This is a genomic window from Paraburkholderia bryophila (genome assembly GCF_003269035.1).
In the GTDB taxonomy this organism is placed as follows: domain Bacteria; phylum Pseudomonadota; class Gammaproteobacteria; order Burkholderiales; family Burkholderiaceae; genus Paraburkholderia; species Paraburkholderia bryophila.
On record NZ_QLTK01000019.1, the window covers coordinates 125323 to 150341 of the forward strand.

The 25019-nt window shown below is 60.4% G+C and carries 24 protein-coding genes and 1 pseudogene; 12 read left to right on the forward strand and 13 right to left on the reverse strand.

The window, feature by feature from the left end:
- Positions 1 to 68: 68 nt before the first annotated feature.
- The gene (locus BX591_RS24270; RefSeq protein WP_111933843.1) at positions 69 to 2408 is read right to left on the reverse strand and encodes a patatin-like phospholipase family protein; all 2340 of its coding nucleotides are present in this window, start codon (positions 2406 to 2408) and stop codon (positions 69 to 71) included.
- 451 nt (positions 2409 to 2859) lie between these two features.
- Between BX591_RS24270 and BX591_RS24275 the strand changes: the two genes are divergently transcribed.
- Both BX591_RS24275 and BX591_RS24280 read left to right on the forward strand, forming a co-directional pair.
- Positions 2860 to 3861, forward strand: coding sequence for a hypothetical protein (locus tag BX591_RS24275; RefSeq protein WP_111933844.1), 1002 nt, complete (start codon positions 2860 to 2862; stop codon positions 3859 to 3861).
- 215 nt (positions 3862 to 4076) lie between these two features.
- Positions 4077 to 4403, forward strand: coding sequence for a hypothetical protein (locus tag BX591_RS24280; protein ID WP_176343092.1), 327 nt, complete (start codon positions 4077 to 4079; stop codon positions 4401 to 4403).
- Between the two features lie 35 nt (positions 4404 to 4438).
- Here BX591_RS24280 and BX591_RS24285 read toward each other — a convergent pair whose 3' ends face one another.
- The 3 genes from BX591_RS24285 to BX591_RS24295 all read right to left on the reverse strand — a co-directional run bounded on the left by BX591_RS24285 (position 4439) and on the right by BX591_RS24295 (position 8541).
- Entirely contained in the window at positions 4439 to 4831 is a 393-nt protein-coding gene (locus BX591_RS24285; protein WP_111933845.1) for a 2-oxoglutarate dehydrogenase, read from the reverse strand.
- A gap of 58 nt (positions 4832 to 4889) precedes the next feature.
- Entirely contained in the window at positions 4890 to 6728 is a 1839-nt protein-coding gene (locus BX591_RS24290) for a S10 family serine carboxypeptidase-like protein (RefSeq protein ID WP_111933846.1), read from the reverse strand.
- Positions 6729 to 7323: 595 nt separating this feature from the next.
- A complete protein-coding gene (locus BX591_RS24295; RefSeq protein WP_111933847.1) occupies positions 7324 to 8541 on the reverse strand; it encodes a sensor histidine kinase in 1218 nt (405 codons plus the stop codon).
- A 273-nt stretch (positions 8542 to 8814) separates the two neighbouring features.
- Between BX591_RS24295 and BX591_RS24300 the strand changes: the two genes are divergently transcribed.
- On the forward strand, positions 8815 to 9186 hold the full coding sequence (locus BX591_RS24300; RefSeq protein ID WP_111933870.1) for a response regulator: 372 nt from the start codon (positions 8815 to 8817) through the stop codon (positions 9184 to 9186).
- 70 nt (positions 9187 to 9256) lie between these two features.
- Here the strand turns inward: BX591_RS24300 and BX591_RS24305 are convergent, their stop codons facing one another.
- Positions 9257 to 10156, reverse strand: coding sequence for a LysR family transcriptional regulator (locus tag BX591_RS24305; RefSeq protein WP_111933871.1), 900 nt, complete (start codon positions 10154 to 10156; stop codon positions 9257 to 9259).
- A gap of 106 nt (positions 10157 to 10262) precedes the next feature.
- Here BX591_RS24305 and BX591_RS24310 point away from each other — a divergent pair, with 106 nt between their 5' ends.
- Positions 10263 to 11150, forward strand: coding sequence for an aldo/keto reductase family oxidoreductase (locus BX591_RS24310; RefSeq protein ID WP_111933848.1), 888 nt, complete (start codon positions 10263 to 10265; stop codon positions 11148 to 11150).
- 231 nt (positions 11151 to 11381) lie between these two features.
- Positions 11382 to 12539: an acyltransferase family protein gene (locus BX591_RS24315; protein ID WP_111933849.1), complete on the forward strand. Its 1158-nt coding sequence runs from the start codon at positions 11382 to 11384 to the stop codon at positions 12537 to 12539.
- Positions 12540 to 12609: 70 nt separating this feature from the next.
- On the opposite strand, the gene BX591_RS24320 is transcribed toward BX591_RS24315, so the two are convergent.
- The 3 genes from BX591_RS24320 to BX591_RS24330 form a co-directional block, all read right to left on the reverse strand.
- Positions 12610 to 13503 carry a LysR family transcriptional regulator gene (locus tag BX591_RS24320; RefSeq protein WP_111933850.1) on the reverse strand — a complete coding sequence of 298 codons (894 nt, stop codon included), beginning with the start codon at positions 13501 to 13503 and terminating at the stop codon, positions 12610 to 12612.
- A gap of 133 nt (positions 13504 to 13636) precedes the next feature.
- Complete coding sequence (locus BX591_RS24325; protein ID WP_167444601.1) at positions 13637 to 14746, reverse strand: TniQ family protein; 1110 nt, start codon at positions 14744 to 14746, stop codon at positions 13637 to 13639.
- Between the two features lie 233 nt (positions 14747 to 14979).
- Entirely contained in the window at positions 14980 to 15471 is a 492-nt protein-coding gene (locus tag BX591_RS24330; RefSeq protein ID WP_111933852.1) for a GNAT family N-acetyltransferase, read from the reverse strand.
- A 257-nt stretch (positions 15472 to 15728) separates the two neighbouring features.
- Between BX591_RS24330 and BX591_RS37380 the strand changes: the two genes are divergently transcribed.
- Positions 15729 to 15974, forward strand: a complete 246-nt coding sequence (locus tag BX591_RS37380; protein WP_420849410.1) for a PDZ domain-containing protein — start codon at positions 15729 to 15731, stop codon at positions 15972 to 15974.
- Between the two features lie 156 nt (positions 15975 to 16130).
- Complete coding sequence (locus tag BX591_RS24340; protein ID WP_167444602.1) at positions 16131 to 16406, forward strand: tyrosine-type recombinase/integrase; 276 nt, start codon at positions 16131 to 16133, stop codon at positions 16404 to 16406.
- Positions 16407 to 16843: 437 nt separating this feature from the next.
- Here the strand turns inward: BX591_RS24340 and BX591_RS24345 are convergent.
- Together BX591_RS24345 and BX591_RS24350 are read right to left on the reverse strand one after the other, a co-directional pair.
- Positions 16844 to 17653: pseudogene (locus tag BX591_RS24345) on the reverse strand (transposase); the annotation flags it as partial.
- A 55-nt stretch (positions 17654 to 17708) separates the two neighbouring features.
- The gene (locus tag BX591_RS24350) at positions 17709 to 17969 is read right to left on the reverse strand and encodes a hypothetical protein (protein WP_111933854.1); all 261 of its coding nucleotides are present in this window, start codon (positions 17967 to 17969) and stop codon (positions 17709 to 17711) included.
- A gap of 84 nt (positions 17970 to 18053) precedes the next feature.
- On the opposite strand from BX591_RS24350, the gene BX591_RS24355 reads away from it, so the two are divergent.
- The 3 genes from BX591_RS24355 to BX591_RS36205 all read left to right on the forward strand — a co-directional run bounded on the left by BX591_RS24355 (position 18054) and on the right by BX591_RS36205 (position 22471).
- Positions 18054 to 19460 carry an IS1182 family transposase gene (locus tag BX591_RS24355; RefSeq protein ID WP_111933855.1) on the forward strand — a complete coding sequence of 469 codons (1407 nt, stop codon included), beginning with the start codon at positions 18054 to 18056 and terminating at the stop codon, positions 19458 to 19460.
- 493 nt (positions 19461 to 19953) lie between these two features.
- Complete coding sequence (locus BX591_RS24360) at positions 19954 to 21543, forward strand: recombinase family protein (RefSeq protein WP_276330779.1); 1590 nt, start codon at positions 19954 to 19956, stop codon at positions 21541 to 21543.
- Positions 21544 to 22060: 517 nt separating this feature from the next.
- Positions 22061 to 22471 (forward strand): hypothetical protein, encoded by a 411-nt coding sequence (locus tag BX591_RS36205; protein ID WP_146749814.1) that lies wholly within the window; start codon positions 22061 to 22063, stop codon positions 22469 to 22471.
- A gap of 19 nt (positions 22472 to 22490) precedes the next feature.
- Here the strand turns inward: BX591_RS36205 and BX591_RS24375 are convergent, their stop codons facing one another.
- Both BX591_RS24375 and BX591_RS24380 read right to left on the reverse strand, forming a co-directional pair.
- Positions 22491 to 22856: a hypothetical protein gene (locus BX591_RS24375; protein WP_111933858.1), complete on the reverse strand. Its 366-nt coding sequence runs from the start codon at positions 22854 to 22856 to the stop codon at positions 22491 to 22493.
- 5 nt (positions 22857 to 22861) lie between these two features.
- Entirely contained in the window at positions 22862 to 23104 is a 243-nt protein-coding gene (locus BX591_RS24380; RefSeq protein ID WP_111933859.1) for a hypothetical protein, read from the reverse strand.
- A gap of 295 nt (positions 23105 to 23399) precedes the next feature.
- Here BX591_RS24380 and BX591_RS24385 point away from each other — a divergent pair, with 295 nt between their 5' ends.
- Positions 23400 to 24329 carry a hypothetical protein gene (locus BX591_RS24385; protein WP_111933860.1) on the forward strand — a complete coding sequence of 310 codons (930 nt, stop codon included), beginning with the start codon at positions 23400 to 23402 and terminating at the stop codon, positions 24327 to 24329.
- A gap of 96 nt (positions 24330 to 24425) precedes the next feature.
- Here BX591_RS24385 and BX591_RS24390 read toward each other — a convergent pair whose 3' ends face one another.
- Positions 24426 to 24659, reverse strand: a complete 234-nt coding sequence (locus tag BX591_RS24390; protein WP_111933861.1) for a hypothetical protein — start codon at positions 24657 to 24659, stop codon at positions 24426 to 24428.
- A gap of 65 nt (positions 24660 to 24724) precedes the next feature.
- On the opposite strand from BX591_RS24390, the gene BX591_RS36785 reads away from it, so the two are divergent.
- On the forward strand, positions 24725 to 25019 hold a 295-nt coding region (locus BX591_RS36785), incomplete at its 3' end, for a hypothetical protein (RefSeq protein WP_208644751.1).

A 25019-nucleotide genomic window follows, 5' to 3' on the forward strand; every position in this document is an offset into this window, starting at 1 on the left:
GAAGCAAGCCGGTCTGCATGGCGCGAACGCCTTGCAGACCACGCCGGGTTCAACACCTCAGTCCCTCATCAATACGTATGGCCCAGCTGGAAATAGAAGTTGCTGCGGCCACCCGGCGCGAACGCGACGCCCAGATAGATCGGTCCGAACGAGCTGGTGAGCGCGGTGAAAATCGTCACGCTGCGTTTCAGCGAGCCGCTGCCGAAATCGGAGTCGCGATTCCACACGTTGCCGGCTTCGATGCTCAACCCCGCGAACAGGCCGCGAATCGGCGACGCATTGAAGGTGGCGAGCTGATTCATGTAGGTGATCTGGCCGTACACCATCGAATTGCCGGACAGCTGATCGGCGGCATAGGCCGACAGATGCTGGAAGCCGCCCAACGTGAAGCCGAACGGATTGGTCAGATTGGTGCCGCCGAAATCGTTGCCCGCCTCGATACTCGCGTTAATGCTGTGACGCCCATAGCTCGCCGCGACGATGGTCTTGCCGTACACCTCGGTGAAACTATTGTCGCCGGCGAACAGCGAGCGCTCGGCGCGCAATTCGCCGAAATAGCCCTTGCGCGCGAACAGCGGATCGTCGAGCTGATCGATCACGAGGCGCGCACGCACGCTCAGCTGCCGGCCGTAGATGTCGGGGAACAGCAGCGGCGAATTGGACACGCTGTCGTCGAGCGGCAGATTGTATTCAGGCGTCGCATAGCCGTGCGCATACGCCACGCCGATCCGGAAGTCGCCCAGACGTGCGAGCGGCAAGCCGAAGTCGAGGCCCGCGCGCTCGGTCTGCAAGCGGTATTGCGTGATCTTGACGTCGCCCGGGTCGTCGTAGAGGTTCGCGTAGCGGCGTTGAAACTCCACGTAGGGCGCGACGTAGTAGCCGAACGAACTCGACAGCGGCTGGCGCAACTCCGCGTGAAAGTTCAGCAGATCGCTGCCGAGCGTGCTGTCCACGCGCCCTTCGAGCCCGGACTCCGTCAGCCACGGGCGCCGATAACCCAGATGCAGCCGGAAGCCGCCTTCGTCTGTCGAACTGCTCGACAGGCCCAGCCCGAACAGCAGGAAATTCGGCCCCCACATTTTTTCATGGGCGTTGACCACGAGGGTGTGCTGGTCGCCGTCGTCGACGAGCTGCTGGCTCACGCTGTCGAAGTCGCCCGCGGTGGTGAGCGAGAGCAGATTCTTGTTGAGCGCGACGGGGTCGTAGACGTCGCCGGCTTGGACGTGCAGCGCGTTGCGAATGCGTGATTGCGGCACCGAGCCGTGCGAGTCGATTTCGATCTGCGTGATCCGCACCGGGTGCACGATGGGCGTGCCATGGCGGCCCCGCCACGCGGCGTAGTCGGCCGGCGACAGCGCGAGGTGCTGGAGCTGCGGCAGCATGGCGCGGGTGGCGGCGGCGCCCGCCGCGATCGCCTGACTCGCATTGGCGAAATCGGTGAAGCTCAGCGAACCCAGCGCCGGCTGGATCAATACGTCTTCGGGTTGCAACTGCTCGCGCTGCCGCGCGACGTTCTGGTGAATCAGAATGCCGATCATCTGCTGCATCACGTCGGCGGGCGAGGCCAGCGCGTCGAGCGGCCGCAGCGGCGAGCCGATATCGACCGCGATCACCACGTTGGCGCCCATGTCGCGTGCCGTTTCGATCGGCAGATTACTGACGATACCGCCGTCCACCAGCGTGCGTCCGTCGATATCGGCGGGGGCGAACAGACCGGGCAGCGCCATGCTGGCGCGAATCGCCTGCGGCAACGAACCGTGGTCGAGCACGACTTTTTCGCCGGTGCGCAGGTCGGTGGCGATCGCGCGATAAGGAATCGGTAGCCGGTCGAACGAAACGTTCCCCGGTACCGCCGAGGTCCAGTCCTGCAGCAGCGCCTGCAGCCGGTTGCCTTGCACGAGTCCCACCGGCAGCCGGAAACCGTTCGCGCCGTAGCCGAGCGCGAGGCTATTCACATACAGCCGCTCGTCCTCGCGACGCGATTGCGGAAGATCGGCGCGGTCGGTGACGTCGAACGCGATGTCCGCGAGGTTGATGCCCGCGAGGCGGTTCTGCATGTCCTGGGCGGTCATCCCGCTCGCGTACAGCCCGCCGACCACCGAACCCATGCTGGTCGCGGCAATGCAGTCGACCGGAATGCGATTTTCTTCCAATACCTTCAGGACGCCGAGGTGCGCATAGCCGCGCGCGCCGCCGCCGGACAGCACGAGTCCGACCGACTGGCGGCCCGGCGGGCCGGCTTCGGCCTGGCAGGCAGCCTCGGTTGCCTGCGCGCGCTGGCTGAAAGTGGCGATGCCGCACGCCAGCAACACGGCGGCGGTGCAGCGTAAATGAAGAGCGATAGGCCGGTGACGTAGGTCAGGCGTTGCTTGTCGTCGTCGTCGGTGGCTGGCCAACACTCGGTTCATCTATTTCAGGACGGAGAGAAAACCGAGAGATTACATGGTTTTGCATCGGTAAAAACAGCGTATTTCGTGGAAGCGGGCGTTTACGGAAAAACGTAAGGTCGGCACGCCCGATGCAGCCCATGGCGAACCGCGACTTGCGCGAATAGCGCTCAAACCGTGTGGTTCGACGGGAGGTTTTGCTGGGCGAAGCAGGGTGTGGCGCGACCGGGTGGTGCGACTATCCGACTATCGCCGGCTACGCTCGCGCAGCCGCCGGGCGCGCCGTGACGATCTATGTCGGGATATGTCACGGCTTCGGCAAACCGCGCGCAAACCCTTGTCGCACGGGCTTCCTTCGTCGTGAAACAGGGCGACATATGTTCCTTGCTGATTAACTGCGGCCATCCTTCTATAGTCCGTTCGTCGCCACGCCGAAGTGACCGCAGTGGCCCGAATCCCAGAAGGACATACCGTGAAAATCCGTTCGTTTGCCACTCCGGCCACCGCCGCCTGCGCTGTCTCAGCCACAACGCTTTCCTCCACTCGCCACACGCTGCGCAAGCTGGTGCTCGGCGCCACCGTCGCCGTGCTCGCGTTAGGCAGCGCATCCGCGTTCGCGTGGTCGCAGCACGGCACCGCTTATACCTCGCGCGGCACCTATAACGGCGCGCGTTACGGCTCGTGCGGCGGCGGCAGTTGCTCGCATGCGGGCGGCGTCGTCGGTCCTTATGGCGGTCTGGCCACCAACACCGGCACGGTGACGCGCAACGCGCCGGGGCAATTCTCGAACTCGGGCACCGCGACCGGACGCTACGGCAACTCCGTCCAGCATGCCGGCGACACGAATTGCGCCGGCGGCACTTGCGCGCATACGGGTTCTTTGACCGGGCCGGATGGTAAAACCGCCACGACGTCCGGCTCGGTGACGAAGACCGCGCCGGGGCAGTATTCGTCGTCCGGCTCGGTCACGGGGGCGAACGGCAACACGGTCGACCATTCCGCGTCGACCAATTGCGCCGGCGCCACGTGTTCGCGTTCAGGCACGGTGACCGGTGCAGACGGTGGCACGGTCAATCACGCCGGCACGGCCACGCGGGTTGCGCCGGGCGTGGTGACGACGTCGACGAGCGTGACCGGCACGCATGGCAACACGGTGACGTCGAGCGGGGCGGTGGTGGCGACGGGCGGAGTTGTCACGACGGGCAGCGCCACGGTGGTGGTGGCGCCCAAGCCGGTGGTGGTCGCGCCGCCGGTTGTTTATGCGCCGCCGCCGGTGGTGTATGTACCGCCCAAGCCGGTGGTCGTTGCGCCCCCGGTGGTTTATGCGCCGCCGGTCGTCTACGTGCCGCCGCCCCCGCCGCGGGCTGTTTATGTCGCGCCGCGTGTCGTGTATGTCGCGCCGGCGCCGCGCCCGGTGGTGTGGGTGCCGGGGCATTGGGTCGGCAATGTCTGGGTGCCGGCGCATTGGTCGTGAGGAGGCCGGTCATGCAAGTCGGAATCTTCACAAGGATGCTGTCGTGCCGCGGTCGGCCGACAGGTGAGCGACGCCGGGTTTCGCCGTGTCCCATCGCGCTTCATGAGGCCCATGCGGTCCGCTCGACGCAAGCGGTACGAGCGGTGCAAGCGGCCCATGCAGCCGAGGCAACCTACACGACCCACCCGATCCACACCTGTCGCAAAGCAGCTGCATTGGCAACGATCCTCGTCGCGGCGAGCCTCGCGCTTCCGCTGAGCCGCTACGTGGCAGCCCATGCCGATACCCCGAGCGAGCAGCAAGAAATACAAACCGCGCAGGATTGCTCAGCACGCTACGCCGCGTTGCTCGATCTTGCCGAACTCGCGAGACGTGACGGCAAATCGTCCGAGGTCGTGATGCGCGGCCTGAGCGACCGCGCGGGCCCGATGAGCGCCTGTCTGCCGACCGTCCGCACCGCCCAGCCAGGCCGACGCGCCGATGCCACAAAGAAAAGCGCTCCCGATTCCCGATGGAACCCGGAGCGCTTGCAGTACCGCTAACTTCTACTTCTGCCGCCAGATACCAAGCCCCCGGCTTAACGTCCTTGCTGCTGCAAATACTGCTTCACATCGCTCAGCGTCACGCTGCCTTTATGCCCGCTGTCGATCTGATCGAAGTGCCTGGCGACAAAACCCAGCCCTTGGGTTTGCGCCTGCGTCTTCGTGACCGCCGCGCCATTGCTCAGCGCTGAGTTGGCCCCGAGGCGCGCTTCGAGCCGCTGCTGGGCCTGTTGCTGCAGCGCGGTCCCGGTCGTCGGTGCGACCGGCGCCGCGCGGTTCTGCGGAAAGAACGGACCGTCGACGCCACGCGCGCCGCTCGGCGGCGTCGCGGGCGCCACCGCTTGCGGCGGTAACGCATGCGCGCTGCCGATCAAACCGGCGAGAGCGAGCAACGGAGAGAGACGTCGCAACTTAGTGAAAAGAGACATGATGACTCACCTGAATTGAGTAATAGGGTATCGCGAACCGCGCATCTCGTCCGGCCGCTCAAGGCGACGGCAGTTGCGTGGAAGCGGCGGCGGTAGCGGTCGGCTCGCTGGCGGGACTTTCGTCGCGCCACGGGGCCGGCAGCGTCCACAGCGCGAGCGCGTCAGGCAACGGCGTGCCGCGGTAGAAGCGCACCAGATCGCGCTTCATCGCCGGGCGGGCGGTGTCGTCCAGATAGATCATGTGGCCGCCGGGGAAGAAGTTGACCTGCAAGTCCGGATTGATGCCGGGCACCGTCTGCAGTCGCGCCAACTGTTTCTCGGTATTGAAGAACGGCGTGGCCAGATCGTGGAAGCCGTTTTCCGACAACACCTTCAGCTTCGGATTGAGCGTCAGCGCGCCGAGCAGATCGGGGATCGTGTCGGGCATCGCCTGGCCGTCGTGCGAGAAATTCCACACCTGGATGATGGCGTCGTTCAGCGGCATATAGGTCGCGTTCGGCGCCGTGTAGCCGAGGTAGTCCGGCATCTGGGTCGCCAGCGCGTTGGTGAACGGCTGCGAGATCAGGATGTCGGACGGGTCGCCGTCGCTCGCCAGACGTGGATCCGAGTTCGGCAACGACACGCGTCCGTCATAGCGGCCGATCGTCGTGCCGGGCAGCAGGCTCGTCGAGAAGCCATTGACGTTGAAATAGCCTTGCAACGCCTGCATCGTCAAGCCGGACGGGATGGTCCACGCCTGCAGCGTCTTGTCGTTCGGCAGCACGGGCTTGCCGAGCGCATTCGGTGCGCCGAGCTGACTCAGCACCCACGACTGCGAGTAGCGCCTGAGCTTGCTGTACTCGGCGGTGACGAACAGGCTGGTTTGCAGCGCGTAAAGGCCCTGGTTGACCGGCGCCGGCGACACCTGGTTGTAGTACGACGCAACCGCCGCGTAGCCTGGGAAATAGCCCGCCAGCGTATCCGTATCCAGGGCGAGCGCGCTGGTCGAATTGGTGATGGCGACGGCTTCGATCGCATCCGCGAAATAGTTGAGAATCGCGGACTGCAGCACGATGCCGGTCAGATGCACGCCCGACGATTCCAGCGCGAGCGCCAGCATGTCGGTACGCGGCGTGCCATACGATTCGCCGTACAGATAGATCGGCGAGCTGCTGCGATTGTTGACCGTCAGGTAGCGCTGAATGAAGTCGCGCATGATGTCGACGTCGGCGTCGGTGGTCCAGTACTTCTGGTTCGTATTCGGCAACACCGCTTCGGACAGGCCGGTGCCCGGCGGGTCGATGAAGACCATGTCGGTCGTGTCGATCAGGCTGTCCTTGTTATCGACGAGCGGATAGTTCGGCCAGTTGCCGAACACCGGGTCGGGTGTGGACACGCGTGTGGGCGCGAACGAGCCGAGCCGCAACCAGATCGACGACGAACCCGGGCCGCCGTTGTAGACGAACGTGACCGGGCGCGGCGCGCCGTTCGTGCTCGGCGCGGTGTAGGCCACGTACGACATCGAGGCCTCGGGGTTGCCGTTCGTGTCGGCGGCGGTCAGGTGGCCGGTGGTCGTCGTATAGTTGACCGGGGCCTTGCCCTGGGTCCACTGGTAATGCATCACGGCGGCTTTCTCCGACACCTGCGAGGGCGTGAGACCGTCGGTGGCGTTCAACGAATAGGCGACCGGATCGATATAAGTCTGGTTGGCCGACGACGCTTGCTGCGCGGCGGCCTTGGCGTCGAGCTGCTGACCTGCGGGGGTTTGCTGCATGCTCACCGCCGCGCCGTTCGACGAACTGCCGTCGCCGCCGCCGCAGCCGCCGAGAAGCGTGATCGCAACCGCTAAAGTCCCTATGGCCGGCAGCTTGCGCTGGCGTAGAGGGGAGTTGCCTCCAAGACGCTCGTGTCGTTTCATCTCATTCCTTGGTGGATGGGTTCAGCTACCGTTTCACAAAGGTCTCTTCGCGGATGAATGTGCATTGAAGTGGAATTATTTTTAATGCACGCCGACGTGTAATAGTGAAAAACTACAAACTTAAAAAAGCAACACGCGTCAATACCCACGGGCATTAAAAAATGACCATGCTTATTGAATAAAAATGACTAACGATCTGAATTGGATATGCCGATTCTTTCGGGAATTTTTTCCGTGAGTTCGGTTAGGTAAGAATTAGTAATATCTGCGGCAGAAGAAAAATAGGCGACGCGCTGGGGGCTTGTCAAGCACTTAGCGAAATTACGTAAATCGAATATCGGCGGCTTGTATTTAAAGGCGGGTAGGGTTTAGGCGGGGTGAGTGACAGCGGGGAATTTTTTATTACGAAAGTAAATATAATCGTTTGCTAAATGTAATTTTTTAATTGACACATTGCGTCAAATCGCATTCCAAAAATCGCTCCGGGAATAGGATTGAATGCGTAAGCGGGAATCGGCAAGAAACCCGATTACGCATAAAGCCGTTGGCAAGTGCGTCATTGCGCTTCGCTTGCGTTTCGATTGTGCGCCGCGCGCTATTCCGGTTCCTCGAGCGCCAGCGGAAAGCGGATATTGAACGTGGTGCCCACGCCCTCGCGCGATACGAAATCGATCTGCCCATTCAGCACCCGGCACAATTCCTTGACGATCGCGAGGCCGAGACCCGTGCCGGGAATATCCTCGCCCGCGGCGCGTTCGAATTCGTCGAACACGCGCTCCGCATCCGCGGGTGCAATGCCTTCACCGGTATCCGAGACGCGAATCGACCAGTGGTCCGCGTCGGCCATCGCGAAACCGAATTCGATTTCGCCGGACTTCGTGTACTTGGTGGCGTTGGACAGGAGATTGACCGCGATCTGTTTCAGTTTGAGGCGATTGGATGTGATGGCCGGCAACGCCGGATCGAAGGCCGTGCGCAGTGTCAGTCCTTTGGTTTCGATCAAAGGCCGCGACGCGGCTTCGAGTTCGGTGAAGAGTTCGCGCAGGTCGACCGTTTCGAGTGCGAGCGGCGCGCCGTCGCCGAGCACCACCGAATACTCGACCATCTGATCGACCAGTTGCTTCATGTCGGCGGCTTGCCGGTTCGCCAGCGTCAACGCAACCTCGGCTCTGGCAGGCGCGCGCGCGATCAATTGCAACGCGATGGAAAACGCGTTCAGGAAGTTGCGCAGATCGTGGACCACGCTGCGGGTGATCTGCATCCGCGATTCGTACAGATCGCTCACGAGTCGCTGTTTCAACGTGAGTTCATGGTTGGCGCGTTCGAGCCTGCCGGTGTACTCGTCGAACTTGCGGTCACGTTCACTGACCACCTGTTTGATCGACGTGAGGGTGACGATGCTGAGCGTCTCGGCGATCAGACGCCGCGCGCGGCGTTCGTGGCGGCGCGTGAATGTGCTCTCGCGTTCGGCGAATTCGTCCAGCGCGTCGGCGAGTACCTGATGAAACAGATCGAGTTCGCGCACGAGTTCTTCGATCCGGTAACCCTGGCGCCAGCGGACCATGCCGTGTTTTCTCGCGTCGCTTTCAATGGACGACTCGACGAGTTCGAGGTCTTCGATGTCGAGTGCGATGCAGAGCCCGTCGAGAATTTCCGGCAGGTGGTCGGCGAGTTGCTGGTAAGTGAGCTTGTCTGCTTCGACGAGTTCGACGTCGCCGAAAACCGCTTTCATCCATTGCTCGGTCAAGCGGGTTCGTTCGGTGCGAACGAAGTCGGAGAAATTGCGCAGCGGGCTAACGAGGATTTCGGCCATGGCGACGTTTCAGGATGAAGTTTCTACAACCTACAAAGGCTCGAATCACGCCAGACGCGCCGCACCTGAAAATGGCGCCCGCACACCGCGAGAAACCGCGCTGTCGGCTGGAATGAATCAGAGGCATGTGCGGCGGGCGCGTACCTGCGGAAAACGCCGGAGGCCTTCTGCCGCAGCCGATAATCCGCTTCATTATCACCGCATTCGCGGGTCGTGGAACAGCCCTTGCGTAATCGTGGACAGATGATTAACACGTTCAACCGGCGATTCCCGATGCATTCAATCCTGTTGGTGGACGACGAGCCGGAAATTCTGGCAGCGTGGCGCCTGATTCTTGAAAACGAAGGTTACGAAGTCGGTTGCGCGAGCAACGGAGTCGAGGCGGTCGCGCGGCTGGCATCGGCCATGCCCGTCACGCCCGATCTGATCATTACCGACTGGATGATGCCGCTGATGGGCGGCGCGGAACTCTGCCGCCGTCTGCGGGCCATGCCGGAACTCGCCGACGTGCCGATTCTCGTGCACACGGCCGTGCCGCCGTCGTCCGACGGCCGAGACAAACACTGGAACGCGTGCCTGAGAAAACCGGTCGGCGCGGATCTGTTTCTGACCACCGTGGCGCAGCTTTGCAAGCAGCGGCATTGAAGGAACGCGGCTTGCCAGGAGCTTGCTAAAGAGGCGGCGCGTTGCCGTTTGCCGCATCGCTCAAGTCCATTCACGCCCCGTGGCCCGCCTTCACAAAATCGACGAACACGCGTAGCGGCGCGGGCACATGCCGGTGCCCCGGATAGTAGAGAAACGGCCCCGAAAAGCTCGGCCACCACGATTCCAGAATCGGCTCCAACGCACCGCTGTCGAGCTGTGGACGCAGCCAGTCTTCGAACAGATGGATCACGCCCACGCCGGCGACCGCTGCGCTGATCGCCAGATCGAGCGCCGCGCCCGGACGCACCAGCAGCGGTCCGGTCGGGTTTAACTGCAGCGCTTCGCCGTCACGCTCGAAATGCCACATCGGAATCGCGCCGCCGGCGAATTGGCCACGCAGGCACGCGTGCGCGAGCAACTCGCGCGGGTGCTCGGGACGGCCGTGTTCGTCGAGATAAGCGGGCGCGGCGGCGGTCGCGAAGCGCTGCACGCGCGGCCCGATCGGCACGGCGATCATGTCCTGTTCGAGTCGCTCGTCGTAGCGAATGCCGGCGTCGCAGCCGATCGACAGCAGGTCGACGAACCCGTCTTCCACCACGACCTCGATGCGAATGTCGGGGTACGCCTTGAGGAAGGGCACGATCACCGAGGGCAGCGTGATGCGCGCGGCGCTGGACGGCACGTTCAGCTTGAGCGTGCCGGTCGGCTTGTCGCGAAAGCCGTTCAGCACGTCGAGCGCGGCTTCCATTTCGGTGAAGAGCGGCGTCAGCTTCTCGATCAGACGCAGACCGGCTTCGGTCGGCGCCACGCTGCGCGTGGTGCGATTGAGCAGGCGCAAGCCGAGTTTCGCTTCGAGACGGCGTACGGCAATGCTCAGGCTCGACGCCGACACCCCGCCGATGCGTGCCGCGTCGCGAAAGCCGCCCGCCCGCGCGACGGACACGAAAGCGGAAAGATCGTTTAATTCCATGGTCGCTGTGCACATTTTTGAACAACCCGTGCACGTTATGCCTATTTATTTGACAACACAACCGGTCGATACTGCGGTTCGTCCCCACCCATTCAAGGAACACCCCATGTCCGACCTCAAGACCACCGACACTTTCCCGTTAGCCGGACGTTCCGTGCGGCGCATGGGCTACGGCGCGATGCAACTGGCCGGCCCCGGCGTGTTCGGGCCGCCGAAGGATCGCGAGGCGGCCGTCGCGGTGCTGCGCGAGGCGCTGGCCGCGGGCGTCAACCACATCGATACGAGCGATTTTTACGGGCCCCACGTCACCAACCAGATCATCCGCGAAGCGCTGCATCCTTATCCGGACGATCTGGTGATCGTCACCAAGCTCGGTGCGGTGCGCGACGACAAGGGCGGCTGGCTGCCGGCGATGGAGCCGCAAGCGATCGAGCGCGGTCTGCACGACAACCTGCGCAATCTCGGGCTCGACGCCATGGAGATCGTCAACCTGCGCATCATGGGCAGCATTCATGCGCCCTCCGAAGGCTCGATCGAGAAGGAGGTCACGGCGCTGGCCGAACTGAAGCAGCGCGGCCTGGTTCGTCATATCGGCTTGAGCAACGTGACGTCGGCGCAGATTGCCGAGGCGCAGCGCATTACGGAAGTGGTCTGCGTGCAGAACCACTACAACCTGGTGCATCGCCACGACGACGCACTGATCGACGAACTGGCGGCGCAGGGCATCGCCTATGTGCCGTTTTTCCCGCTGGGCGGTTTCACGCCGATTCAGTCGTCGGCGCTGTCGGACCTCGCGAGTACTTTGGGCGCGACGCCGATGCAGGTCGCGCTGGCCTGGCTGTTGCAACGCGCGCCGAACATTCTGCTGATTCCCGGCACGTCGAGCGTTCAGCATTTGCGCGAGAACCTGCAAGCCGCGCATCTGATGCTGAGCGAGGAGGTTCGCGCCGAACTCGACGCGATCGGCCGCGCGAACGGCGCGGCGTCGGCATAGGCGTCGAGGCGCGGCGGAGATGAAGCTTCGCCGCGCCTCGCGGTTCTCGCCGCACCCACCCACACACACAGAAAACCGCGTACGCCATTTGGCAGGCATGCCACGCCTGCTAGCCGCATCGCGCCAATCGCCCGCTCACACCCGCCATTGCAGCAGATCGACCCGACCCCATGCGCATTCCTGCGATTCTGGAATGGTAGATTGAACCGCGCTTAATCGGGAGCAAGCTCTATGGCGGTGGGCTCAAACCAGTCGGGCGGTGCCTTTCCCGCATTGACCAGTATCCGGTTCATTGCCGCATTCGCGGTCGTCATCTCTCACTTCTCGGAACGCAACCTGTTGCCGTTGCCGGCTGCGTTGTTCAATTTCATCGACGGCGGCCGCTCGGCCGTGTCGTTGTTCTTCGTGCTGTCCGGTTTCATTCTGACCTTCACGTATCGCGACAAACTGGCCCACGGCGGCGTGCGCTCGTTTTACGAGGCACGCGTCGCCCGCATTTATCCGATGATCCTGCTCGGTCTGCTGATGTGCGTACCGGTCGTGATTTATCTCGTGCTGAGTGACAACCCGCAACTGATGCTGGAGTGGTACGCGCTGAAGGGCGCGGTCTATCCGGCGCTGCTCGTCAGTCTGATCGTCCAGTTGTTGCTGCTCAACGGCTGGCTGCCGTTTTCAGCCATCAATCAACCATGGAACGGTCCCTCCGAAAGCGTTTCCTGCGAGGCGTTCTTTTATCTGCTGTTTCCGTTCCTGCTGCGTCGTATGACGACGATGAGCGTCGCGCGGATTGGCTTGATCGCCCTCGCGACATGGCTCGCGACGGGTGTGTGGATTGCGTTGCTGCAAAGCTTCGTGCCGCTGTCGCGCAGCGCCGCGATGATTTACTCGATGCCGGTAACGCGGCTCGCCGAGTTCGTGATGGGTATCGCGGTGGCGATCTACTATCTGCGCCTCAAAGCCAGCGGCAGGTCGCAGCATGGTAAAGGCATCGTGCTGACCGGCGTGGCGTTGAGTGCGATCTTCATACTCAGCGTCTGGCGGCCGATCTGGCCGGCCTACTATCTGGAGTCGCCGTTTTACGCGGCCTTGATACTGGGCCTCGCGTTGCTGGAGCGGCCCGTGTTGGGCTTGTTGAGCTGGCGGCCGCTGGTGCGCCTGGGGGAGGCGAGTTATTCGCTGTACCTCACGCATCTGCCGCTCGCCCTCTGGTCGGTGATGCTCGGTTTCGGGCCATCGAACGGCTGGATGATGATTCCCGTGAGTGTGCTGATCAGTCTGCTGTGCTTCCGGTTCTATGAGGAGCCGATGCGTCGCAAGATCAAGGCACGCTTTGCCCATCGGAAGATCGCGCGACTGCCCGCAGCGGAATCGGGGCAGACCGCGGTTTAAGTGCTGCGTGGACGGCGCGTGGCGTGACCGTCTCGCGTGACCTTGCGGGGCGCCTGCGAAAACCGGCGCCTCATACCGACGCCGCGATCGTGTCCCGTAACCACCGATGCGCGGGATCGCGATGCACGCGTTCGTGCCACAGCATGGCCATCTCGTAGCCCGGTACCTCGACGGGCGGCTCGACCATGCGCAGCGCGCTGTTTTCGCGCACCAGCCGCGCCGGCACCATGCCGACCAGATCGGTGCTCGCGAGCGCCGACACCATGAACAGGAAATGCGGCACGGACAGCACCACGCGACGCGTGAGGCCGAGCTTCGCGAGCGATTCATCGGTGACGCCGAAGAATCCGCCGCCGTCCGGCGACACGATCACCTGTTCCAGTTTGCAGAACTGCGCGAGCGTCGGCCGACGCTTCAGCCGCGGATGGCCTGCACGTCCCACCAGCACGTAGCGCTCGGCGAACAGCACGCGACGGCGCAAGCCGTCGGGCGCGCCTTCGCTGGTATGGAAGCCCAGATCGATCGCTCCCTGTTCCGCTTGCTGCATCAGCCGTGGCGGGACCGCTTCGACGATCGCCAGACGCGTGCCCGGCGCGGCCGATCTCAACGTGGCCAAGGTGGGGAGGATGATGGTCGATTCGGCGTAGTCGGTGGCGGCGATCCGCCAACTGTGCGTCGCTTCGGCCGGATTGAACGGACTGGCCGGTGCGACCGCGCGTTCGAGTGCTTCGAGCGCCTCGCGCAAGGGCTCGCGCAACGCTTCGGCCCGCGCCGTGGGACGCATGCCGCGCGGTCCCGGCAGCAGCAGCGGGTCGCCGAACAGCGCGCGCAGTTTCGCCAGATGCACGCTGACCGACGGCTGCGAGAAGTTCAAACGTTCGGCGGCGCGCGTTACGTTGTGTTCGGACAGCAGCACGTCGAGCTGTTCGCCGACAAAAAAAAGGAAAACGAAAAAACGTAAAATTCGAAAGAATTTATTGGCTAGGGCGAAGGTTGGTCAGGTGTTTTGGCAACTGTCCGAAGATCGCCTCCGGTCGATCTCGTTCTAAAATGCCGCATCTGCACACTTGTAGCTTCTCAGCGGTGCGACCTTGCTTTCAATGGGGTTTGCATATGGCGTTCACCGTCACCGATCCTGCAAAATGCAGTTCGTTGAGATCCGATCGTTCTTCGCGACTACTCGGCTCCTCATCCGAAAGCAACGAACGTAGAGAGCAACCTCGTCTGCGTTGAGTACCGGGGTCTTGGTTGGACTGCTTATACTGGTAGTAGAACGACTCCCAACTTTCAAAAAGCCACGCAACTAGCAGGCAGAAGATATCGGGGCAATAGGATGGCCCTGCACTGAATATTTTGTAGATGGCGATCTGCAGTTCTTCGCTAATTAAACGCAACCCAACAGATTCATTGTGGTCTGCGATAGGCGCGTAATAAGTGAGAAACGATCGCGTCACTTGTTCATTGAAACGCAAGTTTAATGGTCCACCGGTCGCGTGCATCCCTTTGAGTGCGAGATAAAAAACATCGCAAATAGTAGAGGTGTTAGAACAATCAGGTGAGGTTGCAGCCATCGCGTTGCAAATTTGCGCTGCTTTATGCAGGAGCGGTTTGGCGCTCGTCGTAGGAATAATGATGTCGGAGCGAGAGTGAGGTGCATTTGCCGTTGGTAGAGACCAGCGATGCGCTAAGGCTGGCGCGACCAACATGCAGTCATGCAGTAGACAGATACGTGTTGCTGGTAGCATGTGTTCTTTATGCCAGTATCCAACTCCGTAATTTGCATTGTCGTGCTTAAGACACATCGGACAATATTGCAACCTTGCAATTTTCCCGGACGGCCAATAGAAGCCGCGAAGCATGACTTTCCAATATTTCCAGCCAGGCTGGCCAAACCCCGAAATGAAGCGCTGACGGCGGGTCGGTTTCAAAAAAGAAATGAAGAAAGGCACCAGGGAGTGCTCGTTCACGATAGATTCGCTGGTTCCCAGCATGCCTTGTGAAATTGCGGAAAGGTGATCAAGCCCAGTTATAAATAGAGGATTGTCTCCTGCCCCCGCGTGCCGGAAGAGCTGACGAGCCGTAATAATAGGATCTTGATATGACGCTAAAAGGTGATACCGACTCGCCAATGAATGAATCGTTTCGTTAGGAAACCATCTAGGAAGTAAGGCCACTGAATAAGGTTGGGGTTCGGCTTCAGGTGACACGGTGCTGGTCTCCAAGATTTTCGAAAGGGTTGGGGCTGGTTCCGATGGCATTTGCAAAGACCCGGTCACGAGCTCTCAGGTTCGTCCAGTAGCACTGTTCTATGAGACGGCACCTACAGCAAGGTTGTATTACCCTCGTTAAGGCACGATGAAAGCGCCAACTTCTGCATTCCCGTCGGCCGAAGAAAGCCGTATCCCGCCTCCGGAACGGTGTCAACACTGGGGGCACAAAGCTAAAAAGATCGTTGCATCCAAAGCGAGCTCATGAAGCGACCGTGCTTTATGGCGTACTCCTTAAACGTTCCGACTTCGGTAAACCCCACCTTCTTATGAAGACGGACCGACGCTTCGTTGGGCAGTGCGATGCCTACTACAGCAGAATGGACATCTTCATCAGACAGATCTTTGAAGAGCGCCTCGTACAGAGCTGATCCAATGCCACGACCTAGATACTTTGGACTTACATAAATGCTGGTTTCGATCGTTTTGCGAAAAGCACGGTGACTGCGATATTGCTGGCTTCCGGCGAAACCCAGTAATTCATCGTCTTCCATGGAAACGTAAAGCCGGTGGGGGCCCGTTCGACCGAAGGACTTTATCCACGTGTCGACAGCCTCTCTCGACATCAGATCTTCGTCAAAAGTCGCATAGGAAGTGGGTATGTAGTCGTTACGCAGGCGATGCAGTGCGTCGAGATCTGCGGTAACCGCATGGCGAATTATCATGGGGATTCCTTTTACGTTACTAGGCTATCCGCGAGACGTCGGACGCCTATAAACAACACGAACACCTAGTCCTACGGTCGCGGTGGCGCGTAAGCACACTTGGTCCGTCAAGTGTATTTCGCTCTACTTCGACAACGCCGCGTATTCTCGCATATGAAGTTTCCCGATGTTGATACCCTTCATATCGTGTCTGGCTCACGAAACTGGATGCTCCCGTCGGTCCGGATATCCAGGTCTATAACAGGGCTGGTTTCGGCATCGAATACGCGAACGGCGATGTTGCAACAGTAAGCGACGTTGAAGAGGGAGCCCCTGCGGCCGAGGTGGGATTGCAGCAAGGTGATCGCGTGATAGAGATTGATGGGCAACCGATCTTTGCGCATGCGGTCTCGCTTATTGAAGAGCGATTCAAAACTATCAATAGCGCCCTCACAAGACTCGCCGCTCTTCGGGATGGCAAGGTTCTGGATTTCAGTGTTCAACCGCGCGACTATATTCAGTAAGAGTGTCCGCTAACGAGAAAGCTGGAGGTCTCTTCAGGGGCGACTTACGACAAACGCCGGACAGAACTCGGCCAACCGGGCTCGTCTTGTACGTGCTTTCGCCCGGTATGGCCGCCCTAGTCGGTCGCCGGTCAGTCATCCTCCGCGGCGGCAGGAATGATCGTCGCCAGCTCGTCCTCAACGTCCAAACCGTGCTTGGTAGCAAGCAGCGCAACGTGGATACTCGCCTATGCGGCGCGGGTGAAGATCGCCGTCGACGGATTTGGCGTACACAGTCTGCGCGCAACCGCCGCCACCAACGCGCTCGAACACGAAGCAGACATCGCCAAAGTGCAGGAATGGCTTGGCCACGCGAACATCGCGACGACGCGCCTGTACGACCGCCGCAAGAGCCGGCCCGAAGACTCTCCGACGTTCAAGGTTGCATACTGAGCGCCGCATCCTCAAACCACGCACTTCGAAAAGCGTCCCGACGCCGCTCGCCTTTGCTCGATACTTTACGCCCGAGAGAGGAGTCGAGCAGCGGACCACCCCATTACGAATGCGTTTTTCATGGTAGGTGAGGAGAGTCTGAGATAACGGAAGATCAATAAATTCAGCAACCTACGTGATGGGCGACGAAATTTCCAATCGCTGGCTATCCCGTGTTTTCATTGTCGCTGTGCCACCAGTGTGCCAGGGCAGCTACGACGAGGCAAGAATTCGTGCCATGGACGTGAGGCCGTCAATTGGGAGTCGCATAACGACCGAGATCGTGTGAGAACGCAATTTTGGCGCTGAACGCCCGGTCTCCGTTCAGCTGGATCAAGTTTGGTAGGTCCAGCTTACGCTAATCGAGTCTCGCGAGCGCAGCGAAGCCCCTGCGGGCTTTAACTTCCAGCCATTTTCATGGCCTTCATCGTTTCCGCGACACCGAGTAAGTTGATGACCCGCTTCAGGTTGTAGGCCAACACCTGAAGACTCATCTCCGTACTCACCCGCCCAAGCGTCCGAGTCAGGAAGTGCGCGGGACCCATCCAGTGTTTGAGCGTACCGAAGACGTGCTCAACGGTACTTCGGCGGATCGTCATTGCATCGGGCTTCCTGTCGAGCCGACGCTGCATGGATTCCAGTATATTTTCGTGCTCCCATCGTCGGATGCGGCGATAGTCGCTGGGCGAACATCGGTCCTTGAGGTGGCAACGGGGGCACGCACTGGGCCAGTACACCCGCAGTGTCATGTCATGCTCAACGGTGTTGAATCGATGAATGGCGCGCTCGTCGGCAGGGCATCGATACACGTCGCTTCCTGACTCGTAGACAAAGTCGGCCTTCGTGAAGAGACCTTTCTTCCTTGATGCGGAGGTGAGTGGCTTGGGAACGTACGCACTGATGTTTCCCAGATCGCATGCCCGTATCTCTGGGCCACTGTAATAGCCGCGATCGGCCACCACCTTCAGCCTGGCTTTGCCCATCGCGTTCTTCGCGGAGATTGCCATTCTGCTGAGTTGCCCGTGATCGTTTCCGACGTTAGTCACCTCATGTGCGACGATCAGATGATGCTTGGTGTCCACGGCGGTTTGAACGTTGTAGCCCACTATGCCGGAGCCTCTTCCGCTTGTTGCCATGGACCGCGCGTCGGGATCCGTCATGGACAGCTGTTTGTCTGGTTGCTTCTTCAACTGCTTCCTGACCTGGTCGGCACGCGACCGAGGCTGTGTGAAAACACGTTACTCTTGTCCATCAAGTAACTCGCTAGTCATCGGTGCCGCTGGGCTTGAAACGAAGGGTGATGGTTGTTTCACTCATGGAAAGGAACGCGCACACCTGCTCGGCCGCGTCCGGTGACAGCCCTGGATGCTCTTCCTGCAAGTATTCAATGGTTTGTTCGGGCAGCCAAGGCCCCAGCGAAGCCATGTAGTCTTCGATATCTTCCTGAATTTCTTGCCACGATACGTATTGCTTTCGTGACAGCAGGATCCGGTTGTCTCGTGTATAGATCACATGCAGGTTCACTACCTTCTCGCCGTAAGTTCTCGATTCAACATTCTCGCATCAGATGGCCTAGACTGAATTGACTCATTCAGCGTGGGTGACCGGATGAAGCGATTCATAGAAGGCGAAGACCGCAAGCAGGTAACGCTGTTGCCCGAATGCCTGGATGACTTCGTTGCCGAGGATAACCCGGTGAGGATCATCGAGGCCTTTGTCGAAGAGCTCGAACTGGAATCGATGGGCTTCGATGGCGTCACACCATCAACGACAGGTCGCCCCTCCTACCATCCGGCAGTGCTGTTGAAGATATACATCTACGGCTACCTCAACCGGATTCAATCGAGTCGTCGTCTGGAGCGGGAATGCCAACGCAATGTCGAGCTGATGTGGCTCACGGGTCGCCTGGCACCGGACTTCAAGACGATAGCCGACTTTCGGCGGGACAATGGAACAGGCATTCGCAACGTCTGTCGCCGGTTTGTTGTTCTGTGCCGTGATCTGAAGCTGTTCTCACAAGCACTGGTTGCCATTGACGGGAGCAAGTTCAAGGCATCCAACACCCGCGACCGTAACTTCACGAATGGCAAGATCGACAAACGGCAGCAACAGATTGAGGAAAGCATCCAGCGCTATCTGAGTGCGTTGGAAACTGCTGACCGCACACAACCGGCAGAGCTGGAAGCCAGGGCAACCCGGCTGCAAGAGAAGATCGTGCAATTGCGAGGGCAAATGCGTCGCCTTGGGCAGATCAAGGAAGAACTCAAGACGCAGCCTGATGGTCAGCTCTCGCTGACCGACCCTGATGCGCGCTCCATGGCGACAAGCGGCAGAGGCTCGGGCATGGTGGGCTACAACGTGCAGGTGGCTGTAGACGCCCGGCACCATCTCATCGTGGCCCATGAGGTAACGAACTCCGGTCATGACCGGGCGCAGCTCAGTCCGATGGCCCAAGCTGCCCGCGATGCCATGGGCAAGAAGAGACTGAAGGCTATCGCTGACCGCGGGTATTACAGCGGTCCGCAGATAAAAGCATGCGCGGATGCGGGCATTGCAGCCATTCTGCCGAAGAACCTGACGTCAGGCGCAAGAGCCCATGGCCGCTTCGACAGAGCAAACTTCATCTACATTGCCCGGGATGACGAATACCTGTGTCCGGCTGGACAACGTGCGATTCATCGCTTCACCCGTGAGGAGCATGGCATGCAACTGCATCGCTACTGGAGCAGTGCCTGTCCTCGTTGCGCGATTAAATCACAATGCACCCCAAGCGATTATCGACGAATCACGCGATGGGAACATGAGTCTGTACTGGAAGCCGCCCAGCGGAGACTGGACCGGATGCCGGAGGCGATGATGGTGCGAAGACGCACCGTTGAACACGTCTTCGGAACGTTCAAGCACTGGATGGGCTACACACACTTCCTGACTCGCAGACTGCACAATGTAAGCACGGAGATGAGCCTGCATGTACTGGCCTACAACCTCAAGCGCGTGATAGCGATATTGGGATGAGCCTGCATGTACTGGCCTACAACCTCAAGCGCGTGATAGCGATATTGGGATTCTCGCGAACGATGAGGGCAATGCGGCTGGTGGGTGCGTGATGCACCGAGGTTCCCAACACAGACCGAGAAGCCGCTAGTAGTGAGGCAACAGTGCCGCCCAGCGCTCTCCACTCGACTGATTGATTGCGAGAGCACAATGCGGCTCTATACTTGCTGCTGCAGATTCGTCGCACGTCGAACCTGCATTTCGCGTTTCCACACAGCCTCGGTCGGTTTGTGCCAATCGGCAGTGGCCAGAACGTCCGCAGATTAATTCGCAAGCTTGCGAAGAACTGCTTTCATCTGCCGCTGGCTGTAGCTTGGTTCGGATGCTTGTAAAGCCCTGCTGTTTAGCATTTTTGCTCGGAAGCAGGAGGGTGGTGTCCGAGACCGCGCTTTACTTGCCTTGACTTCTTCCGTGAAGACGCTACTACTTGTTTGTACGAATGTACGCGTACCACATGTCATCTGCCAAGCCTCAACGAGCAAGCCCCGCTGTGGCCTTCCGCGCCGCACAGTACATCCGTATGTCCACCGACCATCAGCAATACTCACCGGTCTTCCAAAGGCAGGCGATCGCCGAGTATGCGGCGGCCCACAACTTCCGCATCGTTCGCGACTATGAGGATGCCGGCATCAGTGGCCTTACGCTGCGCGAGCGCCCGGCCCTGGTCCAGTTGCTTCTGGACGTCCAGAGTGCCGCGCGCCGGTTCGCCACCGTGCTTGTCTATGACGTGAGCCGCTGGGGGCGCTTCCAGGACGTCGACGAAGCGGCCTTCTACGAATATGCATGCCGACGGGCCGGCGTGAATGTCATCTACGTGGCCGAACCTTTTGAGAACGACGCGAGCCCCGCAACGTCCGTGCTGAAGGCGCTCAAGCGCGCGATGGCTGCGGAGTTCAGTCGTGACATGTCGCGTAAGGTGTTCCTGGGGACCTGCCTTAACGTCAGGCGAGGTTTCCATTCGGGCGGGCCGCCGGGTTACGGGCTGCAACGTATCCTGGTCGACGCAGACCGGCAGGTGAGGCATCCGCTGCGACAGTACGAGTACAAGAGTGTCCAGACTGACCGGGTGATCGTGGCTCCCGCGGCCAATGGCGAAGCCGCGTTGATCCGGAAAATGTTTGAGTGGTACGCAACGCAGCCCATTTCGCCGACGGGCATTGCGCGACGCCTCAATGATTTCGGAATTTGCAATGGGTCCGGTCGGGTGTGGCAGGCCCGAAACATTGCAACAATCCTGCGCAACGAAGCGTACATCGGCACCAACATCTATAGCCGCACTTCGTCGAAACTATCTGGCCGCTGGGAGCGTGTGCCGGAGCAGGACTGGATCCGCATTCCCAACGCGTTTACGCCGGTAGTCGACCGGCGCGTCTTTGCCGCCGTCCAGGCGAAACTGGCGCGCGCCCGACAGAGGCCCACCAGAGAGGAGATCGTCGAGGGTCTGCACGAGGTGATCAAGCGGGCTGGCAAGCTGACGCAGGGCACTCTACGGCATTACCGTAGCGCGCCCTCCGTCGGACAGGTCATGCGGGAGTTTGGCGGTCTGTACGAAGCATACGAGGCGATCGGTTACTCACCGAATCTCGATCCTGCGCGTTCTGAACATCGGCGCGTGGAGCACCTGATGGAGAAGCGGGTTGCAGACGTGACAATCGAGGCGCTGCGGTCTCAGGGGCATGAGGTCCGGTACGAGAAGCATACTGGCACGATCTGTGTCGACGGGACCTTGCGTCTGCAACTGGTGGTGCGCAGCCCATGGCTGGTCCATGCCCACGAGCCTTACTGGGTTGCGCGTTGGCCTGATCGCTTCCCTGTGGATTTCCTGATATATGGCCGCATCGAGCGCGCGGGGACGGAACTGCTCGATTTCCATATCCTGCCTCGCGGAAGCCTGGCGCCAGGGATTTACACAGTACTTCACCGCCACGGCCAGACCCATTTCGAGGCATATCGTCATTCGAACCTGACGTTGCTGCTTGATCTTGCCTGCAATACGCCGATCGAGGTAGTGGCCAACCCACCACGCGTTGGGGGTGGGCGGTGACCCGTTCCGGCCGGCCGGATCCCGGCGCTTCCTCGGCCGCGTCCACGGTTTCCTGCGTGAAAGACCAGTCAGGATCTGCGCAGCCGGCACGCGCGCCTGGTGCCCTCTGCAGGCATAGTGCCCCGGAGACGAAGGCCGGGAAGATGCTTAAACTGGAGCTCGCAAGGCAGCGGGCGGCGACCAGGCGTATGGACGCGGCCCACCGAGAGCTGGAAATGATGGACCGGACCCTGATGGAGGTTCTCTCGGATCCCGCCTTTTTGGCGCTACTGCGGGCTCATGGGCTCGGTTCGATGCCGATGCTCGTTTATCAACGTCTTTCGGAGCAACGTTGATGGCACGGGTTCGACCAACCCGGTTCATCTGTCGGTCAGACGGTGCACGAGATGGCCACGGGAGACCGCCGGGTTTATGCGAGGATGCAGCAACATTGGTGGCCGGACAAACGCTGCCGAAGCGGACCGTCTCAGCGCTAGGAAGGATGGTCCCGAACCGGCAGGTCGAGGCGGTCCGGACGATGGTCGCAGCACGCAATCTCAGTGGCGATTTTGCCCGTGCATTACTGGCGGCAACGTCAGCCCGGGAAAGAAGCGATGATGCCCGCGGCCGACAATCTCACCCCGATTGCGTGAGACGACTCGCCAGAATGGCGCAGGAGCTTGCCCGGATGCAGGTTGAGGCGGAAGTCAAGCGCCCGCGCTACGAAAATGAACTCGTCTGTCTGGCGCTTACCGCTGGCTTCGTGCGGAACTGGATGAGTAACGACGTGGTGGCGGCGTGGCTGGAGTCACACTATCCACAGTGTGCCGGCGTGCTTGATCGTCTGGCGAAAGACTCGGACCTTGCTATCGCGTCAGGGCGACCCATGAAGCTGCCTTATGCAGTCGCCAAGAGTCTGGTGGCAGGCCGCAGTAAGCCTGGCAAATAGGGCGGCAGGAAGCTGCCTCCTATTCAAACCACCTTGTCTGGAGCAACTGCGTCAGGCAGTGCTGGTAGAGGTCTCGGGCTGCCGCCGACCGGAAATCAAGGCGCAGATTTTCGCAGAACAGCGACGCAATCGGTTGCGGCATGAATTCCGGTGTCGGCTCTGCTTCGAGCTGTTCGGCGATCGCAAGCGCCCGCGTCGAGAGCATCACTCGCTGCACGACATCGGCGCCGCCGCCGTTCGTTCTCAACCATAAGACAGCAGACTCCACAACGTGGTCGGCCGACAGCCAATTGCCTGTCATCTGCCTTGCAAGAAGATGGGACGCAACGAGGTAGGCGAGCAACTCGGCGCGTGCCCGAAGATCCAGGTTCAGCGGATTATTCATGGTGTTTATTGCAGGTGAACACCAAGTTGTCCCCGGAGAGAATCTGCGACCTTCCGCAATATGTCAGGCAGCAGGATCTGTGCGTCCAGAGGGCCAACGATTGAGTAGCCGGATCCGGAATCGCCGTCGATAACGATCACGACCGCGCATCGTGCCTGCGTCATGTCGCGGACCTGAACGCAGGCGGCGTCAAGAAGCTCTGGCGACCCGCTACCGGGTGAAACGTTGGAAACAGGAAAGTCGGTCATGGGAGCCTCGGAGTGTTGCGTTCTATCGCATTGTAGATGTCGGCCAGGTGGTGTATCGAGGGCTGACACGCCGTCAGGGGCAGTCGCTACGCAGATCTGGAATGCATCCAAAATCGTGTATAAATATGACGATCTGCAAATCGACATGAACCGCCAATTCACTTCCTCGCAGGACGATGGGCAAACAGAAAGACGATACCCCTCTTGCGCAGCGCAGGGCTCTTGCCGCGAAGCTTTTGCTGAATGGTGAGGGGACTAGCAAAGGTCAAGGAAGGCTCGGCTGAGTCTTCTGACCGTGAGCAAGTACAAGGAGCTGGTTGAAAGAGAGGGGGCTGACGCCGCGGCTCGCCTTCGCATCCACGGAGGAGCCTCGCGACTGGATGATGCTTCGCAAAGCTGGCTCGTTAGCGCGATAAGGCACCCACCCGGGCTTCACGGCTATCCGGGGACGACCTGGACCATAAGTCAACTGCGCGAATTGATCTGCAGGCGTGTCGGAGTCCAGTTTTCAGCGTCGTATGTTGGCTACCTTGCCCGGAGCTATGGCCTCAGATACCGACTCGCCTATTCAACGTCAGAAAAGGCGTCACCTGCTCCAGCTCAGAAATCGCAGGGCGACGTCTATGGCGCGCGTCGGAAGATTGCCGAAAAAATGCTAATGGATGGGAACAGTGTCGAGCGCGTCTCTAAATCGCTCAAAATCAGCGCGCGCACCATGACAAAATACAAATCAATGTTGGTTGCTGACGGCGCTGAGGCTGTTGAGCAGATCAAGGGATCCGGGCGCAAGGCCACACTTGGCCCCGAGGCCCTCAAGTGGTTACGGGGGATATTGGAAGGCAGCCCCATGGCGCACGGCTATAAAACCGAACTCTGGAGAAACAGCGATGTTCAAAAACTGATAAAGGAGAAATTCGGGGTCTACCACTCCGCCGGACACGTCAGGACCCTCGCCGGGAAGCTCGGTCTGGGCCACAGGATGCGACCACCAAAGCTGCGCACGGAGAAGAAACGCCTAACGATCAATGATGAAACGCTCGCATGGGTTGCCGCCACCCTTAAGGAGTCGCCGAGAGCGCACGGCATAGACGCTGATCACTGGACGAACGGCCGTTTGCGAATCGTGCTTCATCGGCGGGTGGGTGTCGATTATTCACGAGGATATATCTGGGAAATTGCCACCCGTGCTGGGGTGGCAGACCTGCTTACAAGACGGCGCAACTGATCAATTCATCCTGATCCTGGCCGCCTCGTCATGTGCAGCCGCAGCGGTAGCGTGCAGACGCTCCAATGCATCGCGAACGGCGTGCAGAGTTCGTTCTTACGCGACGGCCGAAACTGCGTCGATCATGCCGACGCACGCAGCCATGGCACGAGAGGATTTTTCATCGATCACCCGACAAGCCTCATAGCGTTCAGCCGCAGATTTTGCCTGTGTATCGTCCGTAGGTCGGCCGCCTTTCAAATGAATGAGACTATTTTGATCTTCCTCTTCATTATGGGCGAGGATTGCCTGGCGGGCGCGCGTCGTGGGCGGGACGATGTCGTCGGTCATTTTTGCTGTCTGTCCGGTTTACCGCATGCTGCGGCCCGTCAAACTTGGCCTTCAGGGCGGCTGGAGTGGGTCGATCAGATACGAACGAAGGCGACGAGCGGCGGACGGAGACCATTGAAATCGGCTTACGCTTGCCTTCCGTTGGCGTCAAATCGATTTCTTGGCATGTCATTTTTTTCCAAGCGATTAGTATATTGTCCACGCCGCTCTTGAAAGGACAATCCATCTATGCAAAAGAAGATTATCGCGACCGCGCTAACTGGGGCAGCACTACTTCTGGGAGCCTGCGCATACATCCCTCGACCCGGGCCGGTCGGCAACCGCGCCGTGCCGCAACCGGCCAGATCCGTCAACCTAAGC